Source organism: Kitasatospora sp. NPDC029367 (assembly GCF_055569135.1).
Genome location: NZ_JBVHYH010000005.1, coordinates 2886 through 19179 on the forward strand (window position 1 = coordinate 2886; position 16294 = coordinate 19179).

14 protein-coding genes and 2 pseudogenes are annotated in these 16294 nt (G+C 74.4%); 7 read left to right on the top strand and 9 right to left on the bottom strand.

Features of this window, described 5'->3' with window-relative positions:
* Positions 1–119: 119 nt before the first annotated feature.
* Entirely contained in the window at positions 120–899 is a 780-nt protein-coding gene (locus ACZ4W5_RS04795; RefSeq protein ID WP_360231396.1) for a VOC family protein, read from the bottom strand.
* A gap of 240 nt (positions 900–1139) precedes the next feature.
* Here ACZ4W5_RS04795 and ACZ4W5_RS04800 point away from each other — a divergent pair, with 240 nt between their 5' ends.
* The 4 genes and pseudogenes from ACZ4W5_RS04800 (at position 1140) to ACZ4W5_RS04815 (ending at position 6236) form a co-directional block, all read left to right on the top strand.
* Complete coding sequence (locus ACZ4W5_RS04800; RefSeq protein ID WP_465652846.1) at positions 1140–1604, top strand: effector-associated constant component EACC1; 465 nt, start codon at positions 1140–1142, stop codon at positions 1602–1604.
* Positions 1605–1630: 26 nt separating this feature from the next.
* Positions 1631–3397, top strand: a pseudogene (locus ACZ4W5_RS04805) (caspase family protein); the annotation flags it as partial.
* A 73-nt stretch (positions 3398–3470) separates the two neighbouring features.
* A pseudogene (locus ACZ4W5_RS04810) lies at positions 3471–3587 on the top strand (nSTAND1 domain-containing NTPase); the annotation flags it as partial.
* A gap of 381 nt (positions 3588–3968) precedes the next feature.
* The gene (locus ACZ4W5_RS04815; protein WP_465653049.1) at positions 3969–6236 is read left to right on the top strand and encodes a WD40 repeat domain-containing protein; all 2268 of its coding nucleotides are present in this window, start codon (positions 3969–3971) and stop codon (positions 6234–6236) included.
* A 111-nt stretch (positions 6237–6347) separates the two neighbouring features.
* Here ACZ4W5_RS04815 and ACZ4W5_RS04820 read toward each other — a convergent pair whose 3' ends face one another.
* The 5 genes from ACZ4W5_RS04820 to ACZ4W5_RS04840 form a co-directional block, all read right to left on the bottom strand.
* Positions 6348–7076: an LppU/SCO3897 family protein gene (locus tag ACZ4W5_RS04820; RefSeq protein ID WP_465652847.1), complete on the bottom strand. Its 729-nt coding sequence runs from the start codon at positions 7074–7076 to the stop codon at positions 6348–6350.
* A 233-nt stretch (positions 7077–7309) separates the two neighbouring features.
* The gene (locus ACZ4W5_RS04825; RefSeq protein ID WP_360231408.1) at positions 7310–7681 is read right to left on the bottom strand and encodes a fic family toxin-antitoxin system, toxin component; all 372 of its coding nucleotides are present in this window, start codon (positions 7679–7681) and stop codon (positions 7310–7312) included.
* Positions 7678–7920, bottom strand: coding sequence for a plasmid mobilization protein (locus tag ACZ4W5_RS04830; RefSeq protein ID WP_465652849.1), 243 nt, complete (start codon positions 7918–7920; stop codon positions 7678–7680). Before ACZ4W5_RS04830 ends, ACZ4W5_RS04825 begins: the two co-directional genes overlap by 4 nt.
* A gap of 30 nt (positions 7921–7950) precedes the next feature.
* Entirely contained in the window at positions 7951–8661 is a 711-nt protein-coding gene (locus ACZ4W5_RS04835; protein ID WP_465652851.1) for an ATP-binding protein, read from the bottom strand.
* Positions 8662–8789: 128 nt separating this feature from the next.
* A complete protein-coding gene (locus ACZ4W5_RS04840) occupies positions 8790–9446 on the bottom strand; it encodes a helix-turn-helix domain-containing protein (protein WP_360231414.1) in 657 nt (218 codons plus the stop codon).
* Positions 9447–9954: 508 nt separating this feature from the next.
* On the opposite strand from ACZ4W5_RS04840, the gene ACZ4W5_RS04845 reads away from it, so the two are divergent.
* Both ACZ4W5_RS04845 and ACZ4W5_RS04850 read left to right on the top strand, forming a co-directional pair.
* Complete coding sequence (locus tag ACZ4W5_RS04845) at positions 9955–10791, top strand: slipin family protein (protein WP_360231417.1); 837 nt, start codon at positions 9955–9957, stop codon at positions 10789–10791.
* A 161-nt stretch (positions 10792–10952) separates the two neighbouring features.
* Positions 10953–12317 carry an FAD-dependent oxidoreductase gene (locus ACZ4W5_RS04850; RefSeq protein ID WP_465652854.1) on the top strand — a complete coding sequence of 455 codons (1365 nt, stop codon included), beginning with the start codon at positions 10953–10955 and terminating at the stop codon, positions 12315–12317.
* Positions 12318–12363: 46 nt separating this feature from the next.
* Here ACZ4W5_RS04850 and ACZ4W5_RS04855 read toward each other — a convergent pair whose 3' ends face one another.
* The gene (locus ACZ4W5_RS04855) at positions 12364–13065 is read right to left on the bottom strand and encodes a TetR-like C-terminal domain-containing protein (protein ID WP_465652856.1); all 702 of its coding nucleotides are present in this window, start codon (positions 13063–13065) and stop codon (positions 12364–12366) included.
* Between the two features lie 295 nt (positions 13066–13360).
* Between ACZ4W5_RS04855 and ACZ4W5_RS04860 the strand changes: the two genes are divergently transcribed.
* On the top strand, positions 13361–14077 hold the full coding sequence (locus ACZ4W5_RS04860) for a DUF2278 family protein (protein ID WP_465652858.1): 717 nt from the start codon (positions 13361–13363) through the stop codon (positions 14075–14077).
* A gap of 43 nt (positions 14078–14120) precedes the next feature.
* On the opposite strand, the gene ACZ4W5_RS04865 is transcribed toward ACZ4W5_RS04860, so the two are convergent.
* Complete coding sequence (locus ACZ4W5_RS04865) at positions 14121–14804, bottom strand: response regulator (protein ID WP_402490101.1); 684 nt, start codon at positions 14802–14804, stop codon at positions 14121–14123.
* Positions 14801–16132, bottom strand: coding sequence for a sensor histidine kinase (locus ACZ4W5_RS04870; protein ID WP_465652861.1), 1332 nt, complete (start codon positions 16130–16132; stop codon positions 14801–14803). The genes ACZ4W5_RS04865 and ACZ4W5_RS04870 overlap by 4 nt, the downstream gene beginning before the upstream one ends.
* Positions 16133–16294 lie beyond the last annotated feature (162 nt).

Consider the following 16294-nt stretch of genomic DNA (forward strand, 5'->3'; position numbering starts at 1 on the left):
CCTACTGTCCCTTTGGCCCCCGCGTTGTCCTTCCTCCCTGTCCCCCCCCACGCTCGACCCCCCCCCCCCCCCCGCGGCGACCGTGTTTTCGCGCCGGGCCGCAGACAGGGCCGGGGTGGCTACCTCGGGGCGAGCCTGATCATCGAGAAGATCGCGCCCTGCGGGTCGGAGACCACCGTCATCCGGCCGGCCACCATGTCGAAGGGCGGGACCAGGACGGTGCCGGCGCGCTTGACCACGGCGTCGGCGCAGGAGTCCACGTCGTCGACCGCGAAGTAGGTCAGCCAGTGCGCGGGGGTGCCGGGCGGGTCGTTGGCGAGCAGCGAGACCCCGCCGACGGAGCGGCCGCCGACCTTCTGCTCCCAGTACTGGTCGTTGCCCTCCGCCGGCTCGATCTCGATGCCGAAGGCCTCGCCGTAGAAAGCGGTGGCGCCGGGCACGTCGCTGGTGTGCAGCTCGTTCCAGGTCAGCGCGCCGGGCTCGTTGACCACCTTGGCGCCGGGGAACTCGCCCGGCTGCCAGACGCCGAACACCGCGCCCTGCGGGTCGGCGGCGATCAGCATCCGGCCCAGCGGGCCGACGTCCATCACCGGGGCCACCAGGGTGCCGCCCGCCCCGACGATGGCGTCCTGGGTGGCCTGGGCGTCGGTGGTGGCCAGGTAGCTGGTCCACACGGTGGGCGGCTCCGGCATGCCCTCGGGGGCCATCGCCGGGCCGATGCCGGCCGCCGCCTTGCCGTTGAGCTCGCAGACGGCGTAGCCGCCGAACTCGGCCGGGCCGGGCTGCCCCTGCCAGCCGAAGAGGTCGCGGTAGAAGTCCAGCGCGGCCTGCTGGTCCTTCGCCATCAGATCGACCCAGCACGGGGTGCCGGTCACGTACGGGGTGGTGACTTCGGGCATGCTCGCTCTTTCCTCTTCCTCGTGAGGTCCCCCGCCAGTCACCCTCGCGTCCCCTCCGGGGATCCGCCACCCGACACTCCACCCGTCCCCCGCACGCTTCTCACCCGCCTCTCACCCGTTCGGGCCAATGGAGTCCCACGAACAAGCGCGGCGGGCCCCCGACCACGGGGTTTGACCGGGACCGCTCATTGTTGTGACGCTAGGTCAACACAGCGTGCACCGTTGACCCCTGGGGGGACCGTGGCCGATCCGCTCCGAATCCGTGTCACCGACGCCGACCGAGGCGCCACCACCTCCCTGCTCGCCTGGCTGCGGGCGGAGGAGGAGTTGCGCGGCCGGGTCGAACTGGAGGCCGCGCCGCCGCAGCCCGGCTCGCTGGGCACCCTCGCCGACGTGCTCACCGTCGCCGTCGGCGCCGGCGGGGCGGTGTCCGGCCTGACCAGCGCGCTGATCGCGTGGATCCGGCGCCGGGCCGGCGAGACGGTGGTCCAGGTGACCCGCGCGGACGGCAGCTCGGTCGAACTGCGGGCGACGGCGGTGCACGGCCTCGACGCGGACGGCGTCGCCGCCCTCGTCCGCGAGGTGGGCGCGTCGCTGGCCGAGCGCCCCGGGCCGACCGCCCTGCCCCCGGACGGCGACGAGCCTCCCGCCGTCGAACGACGAAGCGACGAGCGTCCCGCCGTTGAACGACAAGTCGATGAGTAAGTGACCCACTGATGAGCGCCCCGGCGATGAGCGGCACCAGGCTGCCCCTGGGCCTCCCCGGCGCCCGGGCCCTGGTCATCGGGACCGGCACCCACCTCCCCGGTTCCGTCCTCCCCGACGTCCCGGCCGCGGCCGCCACCGTGCGCGCCGTCGAGCGGGCGCTGGTCGACCACTGCGGCCTCGCCCCCGAGCACGTCCGGACCGTGCTCGACCCGGAGGACCCGGTCGTGCTCGGCGAGGCGCTCACCGCCGCAGCGGAATCGGCGGACTCCGTGCTGCTCGTGTACTACGTCGGCCACGGCCTGGTCGACGACGACAACGAGCTGTACCTGGCGACCCGCGTCACCGACCACCTCACCCGCGGCCTCGCCTACAAGGGGCTGCGCTACGCCACCCTGCGCCGGACGCTGGCCGGCTCCCGGGCCCGCTCGGTCGTGCTGGTCCTGGACTGCTGCTTCTCCGGCCGGGCCGCGCCCGTCGGCCGGGCGGGCCGCGCCTTCGAGGCCACCCACCCCGGCGGCGGCTTCGTCCTGGCCTCGGCCGCCCCGGAGGAGCTCGCCCTCGCCCCGCCCGGCGCGGCGTACACCGCGTTCAGCGGCGAGCTGCTGCGCCTGCTGCGCGAGGGCGACCCGACCGGCCCGCCGCAGCTGACCCTGGACGACGTCCACCGGGCGCTGTCCCGCACGCTCCGCGACCGGGGCTTCCCGGCGCCGCGCCGCCAGGCCGAGGGGCGGGCCGGCGAACTCGTCCTGGCCCCCAATCCGGCCTACGAACCGCCGGCCGGTCCCGGCTCGCCCGATCCCCTCCCCGGCGCCTGCCCGTACCGGGGCCTGGCCGCGTACGGCGCGGAGGACGCCCCGTACTTCTTCGGCCGCGAGGAGCTGACCGCGAAGCTGGTCTCCCGCGTGGCCGCGCGGCTCGTCGGGGGTGGACCGCTCGTGGTGGTCGGCCCGTCCGGCGCCGGGAAGTCCTCGCTGCTGCGGGCCGGGCTGCTGCCCGCGCTCGACCTCGGGCTGCCCGGGGAGCTCCAGGCCTGGCGCTGGCCGCGCCTGGTGCTGACCCCGGGCGAGCACCCGGTGACACGGCTCGCCCACGCCCTGGCCGGGCTGACCGAACCGGGCGGGCCCCGGCACGCCGATCCCGAGACGATCCGGGCCGAGCTGATGGCCGCGCCGGAGGCGGTGCTCGCCCGGCTGCCCACCGACGGGACCCGGCCCGTCCTGCTGGTGGACCAGTTCGAGGAGCTGTTCACCGCCTGCACCGACGAGCGGGAACGGGAGGTCTTCGTCGCCGCCCTGGCCGCCTCCTGCGCCCGGGGCGCGGAGCCCGAAGCGCTCCCCCGGGCGGTGGTGCTGCTGGGGCTGCGCGCCGACTTCTACGGCCACTGCGCGGCCCACCCGGCGCTGGCGGAGGCACTGCAGGACGGCCAGGTCCTGGTCGGCCCGATGCGGACCGGCGAACTGCGCGACGCCGTCGAGAAGCCCGCGCTGCTCGCCGGACTGAGCCTGGAGCCCGGCCTGGTCGACCTGCTGCTGCGCGACCTGCGCACCGGCGGCGACCGCCCGCGCGGGCCCGGGGCCGCGCTGCCCCTGCTCTCCTACGCTCTGCTGGCCACCTGGCAGAAGCGCGCGGGCCGGGTGCTGACCATGGCGGGCTACCAGGCCTCGGGCGGCATCTGGGGCGCGGTCGCCCAGACCGCACAGGCCACCTACGACACGCTGGACGCCGACGGGCGGCGGGCCGCCCGGCAGCTCCTGCTGCGCATGGTGCACGTGGTCGACGGCGCCGAGGACACCCGCCGCCGGGGTCCCGCTCGCCGAGCTCGGCCTCGACACGGACCCGGCCGCGCAGGCCGCGCTCCAGGCGCTCGTCGGCGCCCGGCTGGTCGTCGCCGACGACGGCCACGCCGAACTCGCCCACGAGGCGGTGCTGCGCGCCTGGCAGCAGCTACGGGACTGGATCGAGCACGACCGGGCCGGTCTGCTGCTGCGCCAGCGGCTGCACGACGCGGCGGACGCCTGGGAGCGGGACGGGCGCGACGAAGGGGCCCTGTACCGGGGCGTCCGGCTGGCCGCCGCCGTCCAGTGGATCGAGGAGTCGGCGCAGCGGCACGGCACCACCCCGGTGGCGCGCGAGTTCGTCGCCGCCGGCCAGGCCCGGCAGGCCGCCGAACGCCGCGCCGAACGCCGCCGCACCACCCGGCTGCGCGCCCTGGCCGGAGTCCTGGCCGTGCTGCTGCTGGTGGCGGTCGCCGGGGTCGGCGCGGCGGCCTGGCAGAACCGGGTCGCCAACGAGCAGCGGGACCTCCTCGCCTCCAAGGTGGGTGCCCAGGCCGCCGGGAAGATCCGGACCACCGATCCGACCATGGCGCTCCAACTCGCCCTGTCCGCACGGCACATCGCGGACACCCCGGAAGCGCGCGGCAGCCTGTTGGACTCGGCGCTGGCGCCGTACTACACCCCGGTCGCGGAGCACACCGGCGCCGCCCGGAACCTCGCCCACAGTGCCGAACGGCACCTGCTGGCCAGCACCGGCAGTGACCGGAGCGTCCGGCTCTGGGACCTCTCGGACCCCCGGGAGACGAAAGCCCTCTCGACCATCCGGACCGGCAGCGACCGTCCGGGCCTCGCGCTCAGCCCGGACGGCCGACTGCTCGCTGCCCAGGACACGGACACGTCAGTACGCCTGTGGAACGTGACGGACCCCACCCGCCCGGAGGCCCTCGCGCTCCTGCCCGACACCTCCGGCGCGCTCGCCCTCAGCCCGGACGGGCACCGGCTGACCGTCCTCGGCAAGGCCGGCTCCTCGCTCTGGGACCTCACCGACCCCCGTCGTCCCCTCCGGGCCGGCGCCCTGCCCACCGCCACCGCTACCCAGCAGTCCGGCGCGTTCAGCTCGGACGGGCGGCTGCTCGCCCTCCTGCACGCCGAGTCCGAGGACTCGACCACGGTCCAACTGTGGAACGTCGCCGACCCGTCCCACCCCGCGCTCACCGGCAGCATCGCCGACAGCCACGGGCTCGGCCTGGCGTTCAGCCCCCGGGCACCGCTGCTGGCCCTCGGCGCGAACGGCCGCGGCGTTCGCCTGTGGGACACCACCGACCCGGCCAAACCCGCCCCCGTCAACCAGGCCTCCTACGCCACCTCGGCCCCGGTGGCGATCGACTCCATCCAGACCGTGGCCGCCCTGGCCTTCTCCCCGGACGGCCGGACCCTGGCGTTCGGGGCCTCCCGTTCGGACGAGTACTTCACCGGCCACGCCGAGACCGTGGACGTCCGCGACCCGCACTCCCCGGTCCGCGTCGTCGACTACCCCACCTCGGAAGCCGTCTACGCGGTCGCGCTCGACGACAGTGGTGCGTCCCTGCTCAGCGCCGGCACGACACTCCGGCGCTGGCACCCGGCACCGGCCACCGTACTGTCCGACACGGGCGCCTACGGGAACTTCACCCGGGACAACCGCGCCCTCGCCTGGGCCGTCGACCCACCGCCCGGGCGAACCGCCGACGGCGCCCAGCAGTACCGCCTGTGGCGGACCGACGGCCCTTACGACGCCCGGCCGGCCGGGACGTTGACGGGCCTGAACGGGGGAACGGTCCGCGCCGTCGACGACCGCACCCTGCTCACGTACAGCGACACCGAGCTCCCCCGGCTCTGGGACGTCTCCGATCCGGACCACCCTCGTCGGGGCGGCACCCTCAACGCGCTCTCCGAGCCCCTGGACCACACCGGTGAGTACCTCGACTTCATGACGGACCTGGACACCCGGAACGGACTGGTCGTGGCCAACGGCCGCGACGGCCGGATCCACGTGTGGGACGCCTCCGACGCGAGCGCCCCGAAGGAGCTCTCCAGCATCCCGTCCCCCCAGCCTCCCGGCGGGCTCCACCTCGTCAACCGGAAGCTGGTCTCCCTGGACCGGAGGGACAGCCACCGGATCAGCGTCTGGGACCTCGGCGACCCCGCGCATCCGGCGGCCGCCGCACCGATCGACCTCGGCACCAACATGGTCCTGGAGGACGAGGCCCAGAACCTGCTCGTGATCGCCCTGGCCAGGATCCCCGGCTCCAACCCCAAGACCATCCAGCTCTGGGACCTCGGCGACCCCCAGCACCCCGACCGCGGGGCACTCCCCGAAGGTCCCGTCACCGACTTCGCCCTCAGCCACGACGGGCGCACCCTCGCGGTGTCGAACGACAACACCGTCGACCTGTGGGACGTCACCGACATCCACCACCCGCAGCCGGCCGGCTCCCTCGTCGCCCAGAAGCAGTTCAACCTCCAGTTCAGCCCGGACAACCGGCTGCTCATCAGCAGGGCCCTGGCCGAGCGCTCGACCCTCGAGAACGGCGGGCAGATCCACCTCTGGCAGGTCAGCGACCCGCACGCCCCGACCGAGATCGCCGTGCAGAACCCCAAGCACTACGTCCACGCCATCGGGTTCAGCCCCGACGGGAGGAGCCTCCTGATCGCCGAAGCCTCAGGAGACGACGACCCGGCCCGGGTCACCCTCCTCGACCCCGACATCGACCACCTCACCCGCCACCTCTGCGACCTCGCGGGCGCCACCATCACCCCGGACCAGTGGAAGCAGTACTTCCCCGGCACCCCCTACGACCGCCCCTGCGGCTAGGTCGTGTCTTGTGGATCAGGCCAGGCCCGCGACGCCAGAGCACGCACCGCCGCTCTCCCACGGGCCGGGGCCGGTGGGAGAGCGGCGGTGCGGAGTGAACCAGGGCGTGGGCTACGGGGCGAAGGTCAGCTTCGGCCTCGGCTTGAGGCTCTGGAGGCACAGCAGGTACTTGTCGCTGCCCCGCTTGTAGGTGAAGTAGCTGTCGGCGTCGGGGTACTTCCGGCACTCCGTCTCGCCGTCGGTGGAGTTGTCCGCCCGACCGACGACGCGGGCGTCGGCCTGCGGGTCGGAGCAGGGGACCACCTTGAGGTCCGGGTTGTCGTCGTTCAGGCCGGACATGGCGAGCACGCTGCTGTTGTGGACGCAGTCGCCGGCCTTGGCGAACTCGGGGTCGTCCTTCAACAGCACGAAGAGCAGCGCGATCAGGACGGCGGGGATGAGCACGCCGACGATCGCGGGCCGCAGGTAGACCGGCTTGCCCGGGTCCATCGGCGTGCCGGGGGCACCGGGCAGCGGCTCCGCGAGCTTGTTGATCTTCGAGCGCTGCGGGATGTTGAACAGCATGACGATCGGGTTGATGATCATCGACGGGATGCCCCACCAGCCCTGCCAGAGGCTGTCGGAGGTCATCTCCCGGTGCGTGGCGATGCCGCAGTCGCGGCAGTACGGGCCCCGGCGCTTGAGGTAGCGCAGGACGACGATGAAGCCCTGGTGCCCGCGGATCGTGGCGTCCACGGCCGGGACGGAGCCGCAGACGGTGCAGGTGAGCTGCCCCTCGCCGTAACCCGCACTCTCGGCGGGCACGGCGCTCTCGGCGGGTGCGGCGGGCGCAGCAGGCACAGCGGGCGCAACGGGCGCAACGGGCGCAGCGGCGTCGGGCAGCTCGGCAGACTGAGCGGAAATGGTGGATCCCCCGTGGTGATCAAGAAAGTGGGCTGGCGAAACCTATCGCCCCTCGAACACCAGGAACGGGCCATGGAGGCGCCAACGGACGGAAGGTCACCGAACCGTGATCCCAAATCGGTCATTCGCCGTCGAAATCCGGCGGCAGCGCCCGCCCCACTCCCCCGGGCTCAGTGGAACCAGGTGCGGATCGCGGCCGCGGTCTCCCGGACGTCGGCGTTCCCGGCGCGGATCCGGGCGGCCAGCTCGACGGCCTGCTTGGAGTCGGCCGTGACGATGACGCCGGAGGCGCTCAGGTAGGAGGCGGCGACCACGGCGGCGAAGTGCTCGTTGGCGGACTCCAGGGCCGGGACCCGGATCAGCTGGTGCATCAGGGCGGCCGCGCGCTGGTGCACGGCGCCGTAGACCGGCACCTCCATCACCTCGTCGGCGTGCCGGGCCACGGCCGCGGCCAGGGTGCCGTAGTCGGTGACGTCCGGGTCGCTCGGCAGGAACTGGTGCGCGATGTCGAGCAGCCAGACCCGGTCGATCCGCAGGATCACGCGGCGTCCGCCGTGGCGTCGCGGGTGCTGTGCGGGTACGGCCCGAACTCCTCCTCGAACGCGGGCCCCCAGGCCTGCGCGAAGTGGGCGGCGGCGGTCAGGAAGCGCTCGCGCCGCTCGTCCGCCTCCTCCGCCAGCACCTTGCGCGCGTAGTCGGGCAGGCTCATCCCGGCGGCCTCCGCGCGCTGCTCCAGGGCCTCGTGCACGGCGTCGTCCAGTCGGACGTTCAGCTGCTTCATGGCGGTGAGCGTAGCCGCAGCTACGGCTCGCTACAAGGCGGCCTCGGCACTCCGGCCGCCGCCCCGGGACGCGGCCGCAGCCTCGCCGTCCGGGCTGCCCGCCGGCCCGTCGGGCGCCGCCGGGCCGTACTCGACCGTGACCTCCAGGGCCGGCCAGTGCGCCGCCCACCGGGCCAGCCGCTCCGCGTCGAGGGTGTCCTGCGGGAGCAACGCGGCGTCCGGGTGGAAGGTCACGCAGGTGCCGGTGGTGCCGTCGGGCTCGATCGGGTCGAGGCCGGTGACCGGGAGGCCGTGCTCATAGCGCTGCGTCCAGGCGCCGTTGAGCCGGCGGTTGGTGTGCAGCAGCCGGGTGCTGAGCGCCGCGACCACGGACATGCCCCGGCGCGGATGCCCGTCCGGGAGCAGCTCCGCCCCGGGGTCGTCGAAGAAGCGCAGGTCCTTGGTCGCCATGACCGGCTTCTTGACCACCTCGCCGTGCTCGTCGACCCGGGTGTCGGTGCCCCGCCCGTCGTCGCGGACCGAGACCGCGCCGTCGGCGTGCAGGGTGACCACGCACCGGCCGCCGCCGCGCGCGGCCGCCTCGTCGCCCGGGTAGGCGAGCACCTCCAGCACGAGGTGCGCCACCCCGCCCGGCGCCAGTCCGGCCGCGCCCGCGCGGATCCCGGCGAGGTGGTCGGCGTCCACGACGGCCGCCCAGTCGTGGGTGGTGTTGGTCCAGGTGTCCCTCGCGGTCGCGTCCATCCGAGGAGTATCCCCCAGCGCTCAGCGGCCGCCCAGCAGGGCCGCCCACCACGGCCGCCCACCGCGGACCGGCCGCCAACTCGCCTCGCCGATACGGAACTTGCCGAACAGGCGGGCGGGCGCGGCGCTCAACCGGTGACGAGCCGTCGGCCGCTGATCTCGGCCGGGCGGATCCGGACCCAGCGGGGCCGGTCGCCGCCGGCCCAGGGGGCCGCCCCCGGCAGGCCGTCCAGGCGGTGCAGCTCCGCCGGGTCGTCGACGTACTCCGCCGTGCCGAGGGCGAGCACGCTCCAGCCGCGCCCCAGGTACTCGTCGATGCGGTCGACCTGGAAGGACACCTGTGCCCCCGGGTCCGGGGCGGTGGCGGTGCGTTCGCCGGTGCGGTAGGCGAAGGAGGCCTGGTCGACCACGTAGTTGACGGGGTAGACCGCCGGGCCCGGGCGCACCGGCAGGGCGATCCGGCCGATCCCGTGGGTGCCGACCAGCTCCCAGCACTCGGCGTCGGTGAGGTCGAGCAGGCGGGGCCGCGGGCCGGGCCCTTCGTGGCCGGGCGGGGCGTCCGCGCGGCCGGCCACGAGTTCCTCCCGGCTGGTGCCGAGGACGGCGGCGATCCGGACGAAGCCGCCGGGGTCGAAGGTGGGGCCGGCTTCGAGCAGGTGGCGCAGGTACTGCGGGGCCATCGCGGCCCGCTGGGCCAGGGCGTCCTCGGTGAGGCCGAGTTGCCCGAGGCGCTCGGCGATCCGGCGGGCCACTGCGGTGGGGTCGGGATCGGGGGTGTCGTTCACGGTGGTGGCTCCTCGGCTCGCCAAGGGGAGTGCCCGGACCGGTGTCCGGGCGGTGACCAGGCCGGATCCATCCAAGCGTCCGGCCCAGCCCGAGTCGAGGAACGGCAGGGCCCCGTGCGTGTCGGGGTGCCCCACCGGCGGGCGCCGGGGGCCCGACCTTGATCGCCCACCCGCCGCCTGCGACCGTCCCCCTGACGCTGGCTCAAGTCCGTTTCGCACAACGGGGAACAACGGGAACAACGGGCGAGCACGCGAACGCCTTCCGCGCCTGAGCCACCCGCGCCGGCCGACCGGGCGCCGCCGCAGGTGCCGCGGCCACCGCAGAGACCACCGCAGATGCCGCCGCAGATACTTCCGCGGATCGTCAACTCACCGTCAAGATCCCTGCACGGCCCTTACCGTGCCGCCCGGCCGGGCGCATACTGTGCTGCGCGCGGCGAGCGCCCGGCGACAGGGCCACACCGGACCCGGCCCGGCCGCACCGCGACGGGGAGCAGGTGGAACTGGCGTGGCAGCACTCGTGATCGTCGCCGTGGTCGTCCTCTTCTTGCTGACGACCGGTGTGCGGGTGGTCCAGCAGTACGAGCGCGGTGTGGTGTTCCGGCTCGGCCGGGTGCGCGGGACGGTCCGCGAGCCGGGCCTGACGCTGCTGGTGCCGGTGCTCGACAAGATGCGCAAGGTGAACGTCCAGGTGATCACCATGCCGGTGCCCACCCAGGAGGGCATCACCAAGGACAACGTGTCGGTGAGCGTGGACGCGGTGCTGTACTTCCGCGTGATCGAGCCGATCAGGGCCACCGTGGACGTGCAGAACTACAACTTCGCCATGCTGCAGGTCGCCCAGACCTCGCTGCGCTCGATCATCGGCAAGAGCGAGCTGGACGACCTGCTGTCCGGCCGGGAGCACCTCCACCACGACCTGGAGGTCATGCTGGAGAGCCCGGCGTCGGGCTGGGGCGTGCACATCGACCGGGTGGAGATCAAGGACGTCAGCCTGCCCGACTCGATGAAGCGCTCGATGGCCCGCCAGGCCGAGGCGGACCGGGAGCGCCGGGCCCGTATCATCACCGCGGACGGCGAGTTCCAGGCCGCCGCCAAGCTCGCCGAGGCGGCGGCCAGGATGTCCGAGACGCCGGCGGCCCTCCAACTGCGCATGCTGCAGACGGTGGTCGAGGTGGCGGCGGAGAAGAACTCGACGCTGGTGCTGCCGTTCCCGGTGGAGATGCTGCGGTTCTTCGAGGCCTCCGCGAACGGGCTCACCGGCGGAGCCCCGACGGCCCCCGCACCGGCCGTCCCGCCGCAGGCGCGCGAGGCCGAGCCCGCCGCCCCGGCCGACGGCAGCTGACGTCCGGCCGGCCCGGAAAGTTCCCGGGCCGGCCATAGCTCGGCTCTATGAGGTCATAGATCGACACCGCCTACACCTCCGCGCGACCAGCGGGTTGGCTGCAAGGGTCCAGACCATTAGGCCTGGGCCGCCCGCTCCGTCCGCCCGGAGGTTTCACCCGCATGACCCGCTCGATCCGAGTCGCCATCGTCGGAGCCGGCCCCGCCGGGATCTACGCCGCCGACGCCCTGCTCAAGTCCGACGCCGCGAAGGCGCCCGGCGTCTCGATCGACCTGTTCGAGCGGATGCCGGCCCCGTTCGGCCTGATCCGCTACGGCGTGGCCCCCGACCACCCGCGGATCAAGGGCATCGTCACCGCCCTGCACCAGGTCCTCGACAAGCCCCAGGTCCGTCTGTTCGGCAACGTCGACTACCCGACCGACCTCACCCTGGACGACCTGCACCGCCACTACGACGCCGTGGTCTTCTCCACCGGCGCGATGGCCGACCGCTCGCTCGACCTGCCGGGCATCGACCTGGACGGCTCCTACGGCGCCGCGGACTTCGTCTCCTGGTACGACGGCCACCCGGACGTGCCGCGCACCTGGCCGCTGGAGGCCGAGAAGGTCGCCGTCCTCGGCGTCGGCAACGTCGCCCTGGACGTCGCCCGGATCCTCGCCAAGACCGCGGACGAGCTGCTGCCCACCGAGATCCCCCCGAACGTGTACGAGGGCCTCAAGGGCAACCGCGCCGTCGAGGTCCACGTGTTCGGCCGCCGCGGCCCGGCCCAGGCCAAGTTCAGCCCGATGGAGCTGCGCGAGCTGGACCACTCGCCCACCATCGAGGTCATCGTCAACCCCGAGGACATCGAGTACGACGAGGGCTCGATCGCCGAGCGCCGCGCCGTCAAGCACGTCGACCTGGTCGCCGCCACCGTCGAGAACTGGGCGATCCGCGACGTCGGCGACCGCCCCCACCGGGTCTACCTGCACTTCTTCGAGTCCCCGGTCGAGGTCCTCGGCGAGGACGGCAAGGTCGTCGGCCTGCGGACCGAGCGCACCGAGCTCGACGGCACCGGCAACGTGCGCGGCACCGGCCGGCACACCGACTGGGACGTCCAGTCGGTCTACCGCGCCGTCGGCTACTACTCCGACGAGCTGCCCAAGCTGCCCTTCGACCCGGTCTCCGGCACCGTCCCGCACCAGGCCGGCCGCGTCCTGGACGGCGACGGCTCGCACGTCACCGCCGTCTACGTCACCGGCTGGATCAAGCGCGGCCCGGTCGGCCTGATCGGCCACACCAAGGGCGACGCCAACGAGACCATCGCCTGCCTGCTGGAGGACCACGCCACCGGCCGGCTGCCCGGCGCCACCGAGCCCGACCCGGCGGCGATCGAGGAGCACCTGCGCGCCCGCGGGGTCCGCTACACCACCTGGGACGGCTGGAAGCAGCTCGACGCCCACGAGCGGGAGCTCGGACAGGCCGAGGACCGCGAGCGCGTCAAGGTCGTCGAGCGCGAGGACATGCTGCGCCACAGCGGGGCCTGACACCCGCGCCCCGGTGGCTCCGGACGCCCGGAGGGGCCGCCCGGAGTCACCGGCGGACGATCGGCAGCAGCACCTCGTCGACGATCTCCGCCGGGTCCAGCTCCACGGCGCCCCCGCCGCACAGCTTGATCCGGTACAGCATCAGGGCCGGCACCGCGTCGGTGACCAGCGGGGTGACCGCCCCGGGGCGGACCTCGCCCCGGGCGGTGCCGCGGTCGAGCACCTCGGCGATCAGCGCGGTGGTGGGGTCGAGCACCCGCTCCTGCACCAGCTCCAGGAAGACCCGGGCGCGCTGGTGGTCGATCTCGCTCATGATGGCGCGGACGGCGGCGCCCAGCTCGCTGAACATCGCGGCGCGCAGCCCGGCCACCACCTCCAGGAGGTCCCCGCGCAGGCTCCCGGTGTCCGGGGCCGGCCGGGCCGGCGGCAGGGCGGCCCGCAGCGCGTCCATCACCAGCTCCTCCTTGGAGGACCACCGCCGGTAGAGGGCGGCCTTGCCGGTCTGCGCGGCGGCGGCCACGCCCTCCATGGTCAACCGGGCGTAGCCGTCGGTGGTGAGCTGCTGGAGGGCCGCCCCGTAGATGGCGCTCTCCAGCGCCTCGCCGCGCCGACGGACCGCGGCGGCCGGCGCGGCCGTGCGCGCGCTGCCGGCGCCGGCCCCGGTCGCCCCGGCCCCGGTCGCCCCGGCTCCAGTTCCGGCTCCGGCTCCGGGGGTGCCGCCCTCGGCGGTTCGGACTTCAGCGGACATCGCTGCACACCTTCCGGGGACCCCCTGTTCACCATGCCTACGACCAATGTTAGTGAACGAATCCGTTCCCTCCCAGGAGTGCTGCGCGGCCGGGCCGGGCCCGCCCGGAAGGCAGCGGCCCCGGCACCGGTCGACCCGGCCTGACGCCTCTGTTCGGAGCCCTCCTCGGCGTTCGGGGCCGCGGGTTCCCGTCCGGGGGACGGAAGGTGAACAATCGCCGATTCCCCGGTGCCGCGCCCGGCCGGTGGGCGATAACGGAGGAGCTCCTGGCCGACCCCACCCGAGGAACCGCCCCATGCCCATCGCCAACTACGGCGTGCTCGCCGCCACCGCCGTCGACCGGCGCCGCGAGGGTGCCACCGGCACCCCGCACTACCAGATCCACCTGCGCGACGCCGCCGGCACCGACTACCGCGCGGCCGTCAACGTGCTCTCCCAGCAAGCCCCTTCGAACCTGCTCTACCTCGCCGACGAGGACTTCCGGCACCCGGTCACCGAGCTGCTCCCGGCCGCCGGCAGCGGCTGGACGGCGCTGGACTCCCGGCCGGGCACGGCGAGCCTGGACTTCGTCCGCGGCAAGCTCCTCGACCACTCGGCGATGCACGCGCTGCCGCCGGACCTCCCCGGCCCGCACAACGACCTCGCCGATCTGCTCGACGACCACGTCCAGCGCGCGATCGCCGACCGGACCGCCGCCGTCTACGTGTTCGGCCAGCGCTTCGGGCCCGAACCCGGCGTCCCGGACAAGGTGTTCGGCTTCCTGCCCGGCAACGGCGTGCACGACGTCCACATGAACCAGGGCAACAGCGGGCAGTTCCGCAAGGACGACGGGGTGTACCAGGACGGCGCGCTGCTGATCCACCTGCCGGCCGAGAACCGCTGGACGGCGGTGTTCCTCGCCTTTCAGTCGCAGTCCTGGCACACCGACGACCGCACCGGCCACGGCCTGCCGGGCTCCGTGCCGCGCCCCGCCCGGTCGGCGCAGGACTCCCCCAGCAGCAGCCAGGCGTAGCACGGCAGCCGGTGGCGGGGCCCCCGGGCCCGCCGCCACCGGATCAGTTCGCAATCGGCGGATTGGGCCGGGTCAGCCCGCGGTCGTAGGCGAAGATCACCGCCTGCACCCGGTCCCGGGCGCCGATCTTCGCCAGCACCCGGCTGACGTGCGTCTTGACGGTCGATTCGGCCAGCACCAGCCGCTGGGCGATCTCGCTGTTGGTCCAGCCCTGGGCGATGGCCACCAGGATCTCCCGCTCGCGCTCGGTCAGCGCCTCCAGCCGCGGGTCGTCCACGGGCGCGGCGCCGACCGGGCGGACCGGCAGGTGGTGGGCGTAGGCGTCGAGCAGCCGCCGGGTGATCGCCGGGGCCACCACGGCGTCGCCCTCGGCGACGGCGCGGATCCCGGCGAGCAGTTCCTCCGGCCGCGCGTCCTTGAGCAGGAAGCCGCTGGCCCCGGCGCGCAGCGCGGCGTGCGCGTACTCGTCCAGGTCGAAGGTGGTGAGGACCAGGATCCGCGAGCGCCCGCCGCCGGCGACGATCCGGCGGGTGGCCTCGATGCCGTCCATGCCGGGCATCCGGATGTCCATCAGGACGACGTCGGGCCGCAGGTCGGCGGTGAGCCGGACGGCCTCGGTGCCGTGCGCGGCCTCGCCGACCACCTCGGTGTCGGGCTGGCTCTCCAGCAGCATCCGGAAGCCGTAGCGCTGGAGTGGCTGGTCGTCCACGATGAGGACGGTGGTCACGGGTGGCCGCCTGTCGGGTCGGGGGTGAGGTCCAGTACGGCCTCCACGGTCCATCCTGCCCCAGGGCCGGGGCCCGCCGTGACGCTCCCGCCGTACAGCGCCGCGCGTTCGCGCATCCCAGCCAGGCCGTGCCCCTCGCCGTCCGGGCGCGCCGGCGGGCGGGTGCCGCCGGGCGGGCCGGCGTCCTGGACGCGCACCCGCAGCCGGGTGGCGTCGACGGTCAGGGTGACGTGCGCCCGGGTGTCCGGTCCGGCGTGCTTGAGGGTGTTGGTGAGGGCCTCCTGGACGATCCGGTAGGCCATCAGCTGGACGCCGCGGTCCAGCCGGTCCGGGTCGCCGGAGACGGTGTACACCACCTGCGGTCCGGCGGCGCGGATCCGGGCGCACAGGCCGTCCACGTCGGCGATGCCGGGCTGGGGGTTGAACTCGGCGGCCTGGTCGGCCTGGTCGCGCAGCACGCCGAGCATCCGGCGCAGCTCGCCTAGCGCCTGGCGGCTGGTCTCGCCGATCAGTTGCAGCGCCTCCCGGCCGCGCTCGGGGGAGGTCTGGGCGGCGTAGGCGCCGCCGTCGGCCAGGGTGACGATCACGGACAGGTTGTGGCCGATGATGTCGTGCATCTCGCGGGCCACCCGGGTGCGTTCGGTGGCGGTGGCCAGCCGGCTGCGCTGGTCGCGCTCGATCTCCAGCCGGGCCGCCCGCTCGCGCAGTCCGGCCAGCTGGGCGCGGCGGATCCGCACCGCGATGCCCAGGGCGACGCCCGCGGTGGCGGCGCTGACCAGGAAGAACAGGGCGTCCCCGACCGGCAGTCCACCGCCCGAGACCTCGACCGCGGCCAGCGCCATCGCCCCGACCATCAGCAGGCAGGACCAGGCCAGGTTCCGCAGCCGGCCGTGCAGGGCCAGGCTGTAGAGCGCCACCAGCAGGGCCGCGTCGGCGCGCAGGCCCACGCCCAGCGACCACTGCAGGACGAACACCGCCATGATCACCGCGAAGGCCGCCGTGGGCCGCCGGCGGCGCCACAGCAGCGGCAGCACCAGGCCGGCCTGGAGGAGCAGCGTCCACGGCAGCGGCAGCCGGACCAGGTTGAGCCGGTGCTCGTGCGGCCCGGTGTCCCCGTGGCCGGCGTCCCCGTGGCCGGGGAACAGGTCGGGCAGGCCGAACATCAGGAACACCACCGCGACCACGGCGGCGTCCAGCACCCACGGGTGGGCGCGGTCCGCCTCGCGCAGCCGCTGGCCGATCCGGGCCAGCCGGACGAACAGCGGGTGGCCGGACAGCGCGTCGGTGGCCGCGAACGGGCCGGCGGAGGCGGAGTGGTCCTCGCTCACCGGGGTTCTCCCTGCTGGTCGGGGGCGGACGGACGGAGACGGACGGAACGGTGGGGGGGAGGGGGGGGAGGGGAGGCGCACCACAAGGGGCTCCTGGGCCGAGAGGGCCAGGTTCAAGAGGCGGGGTGTCCACACCCGACAGGGGGGACCATGAGCGTCCAC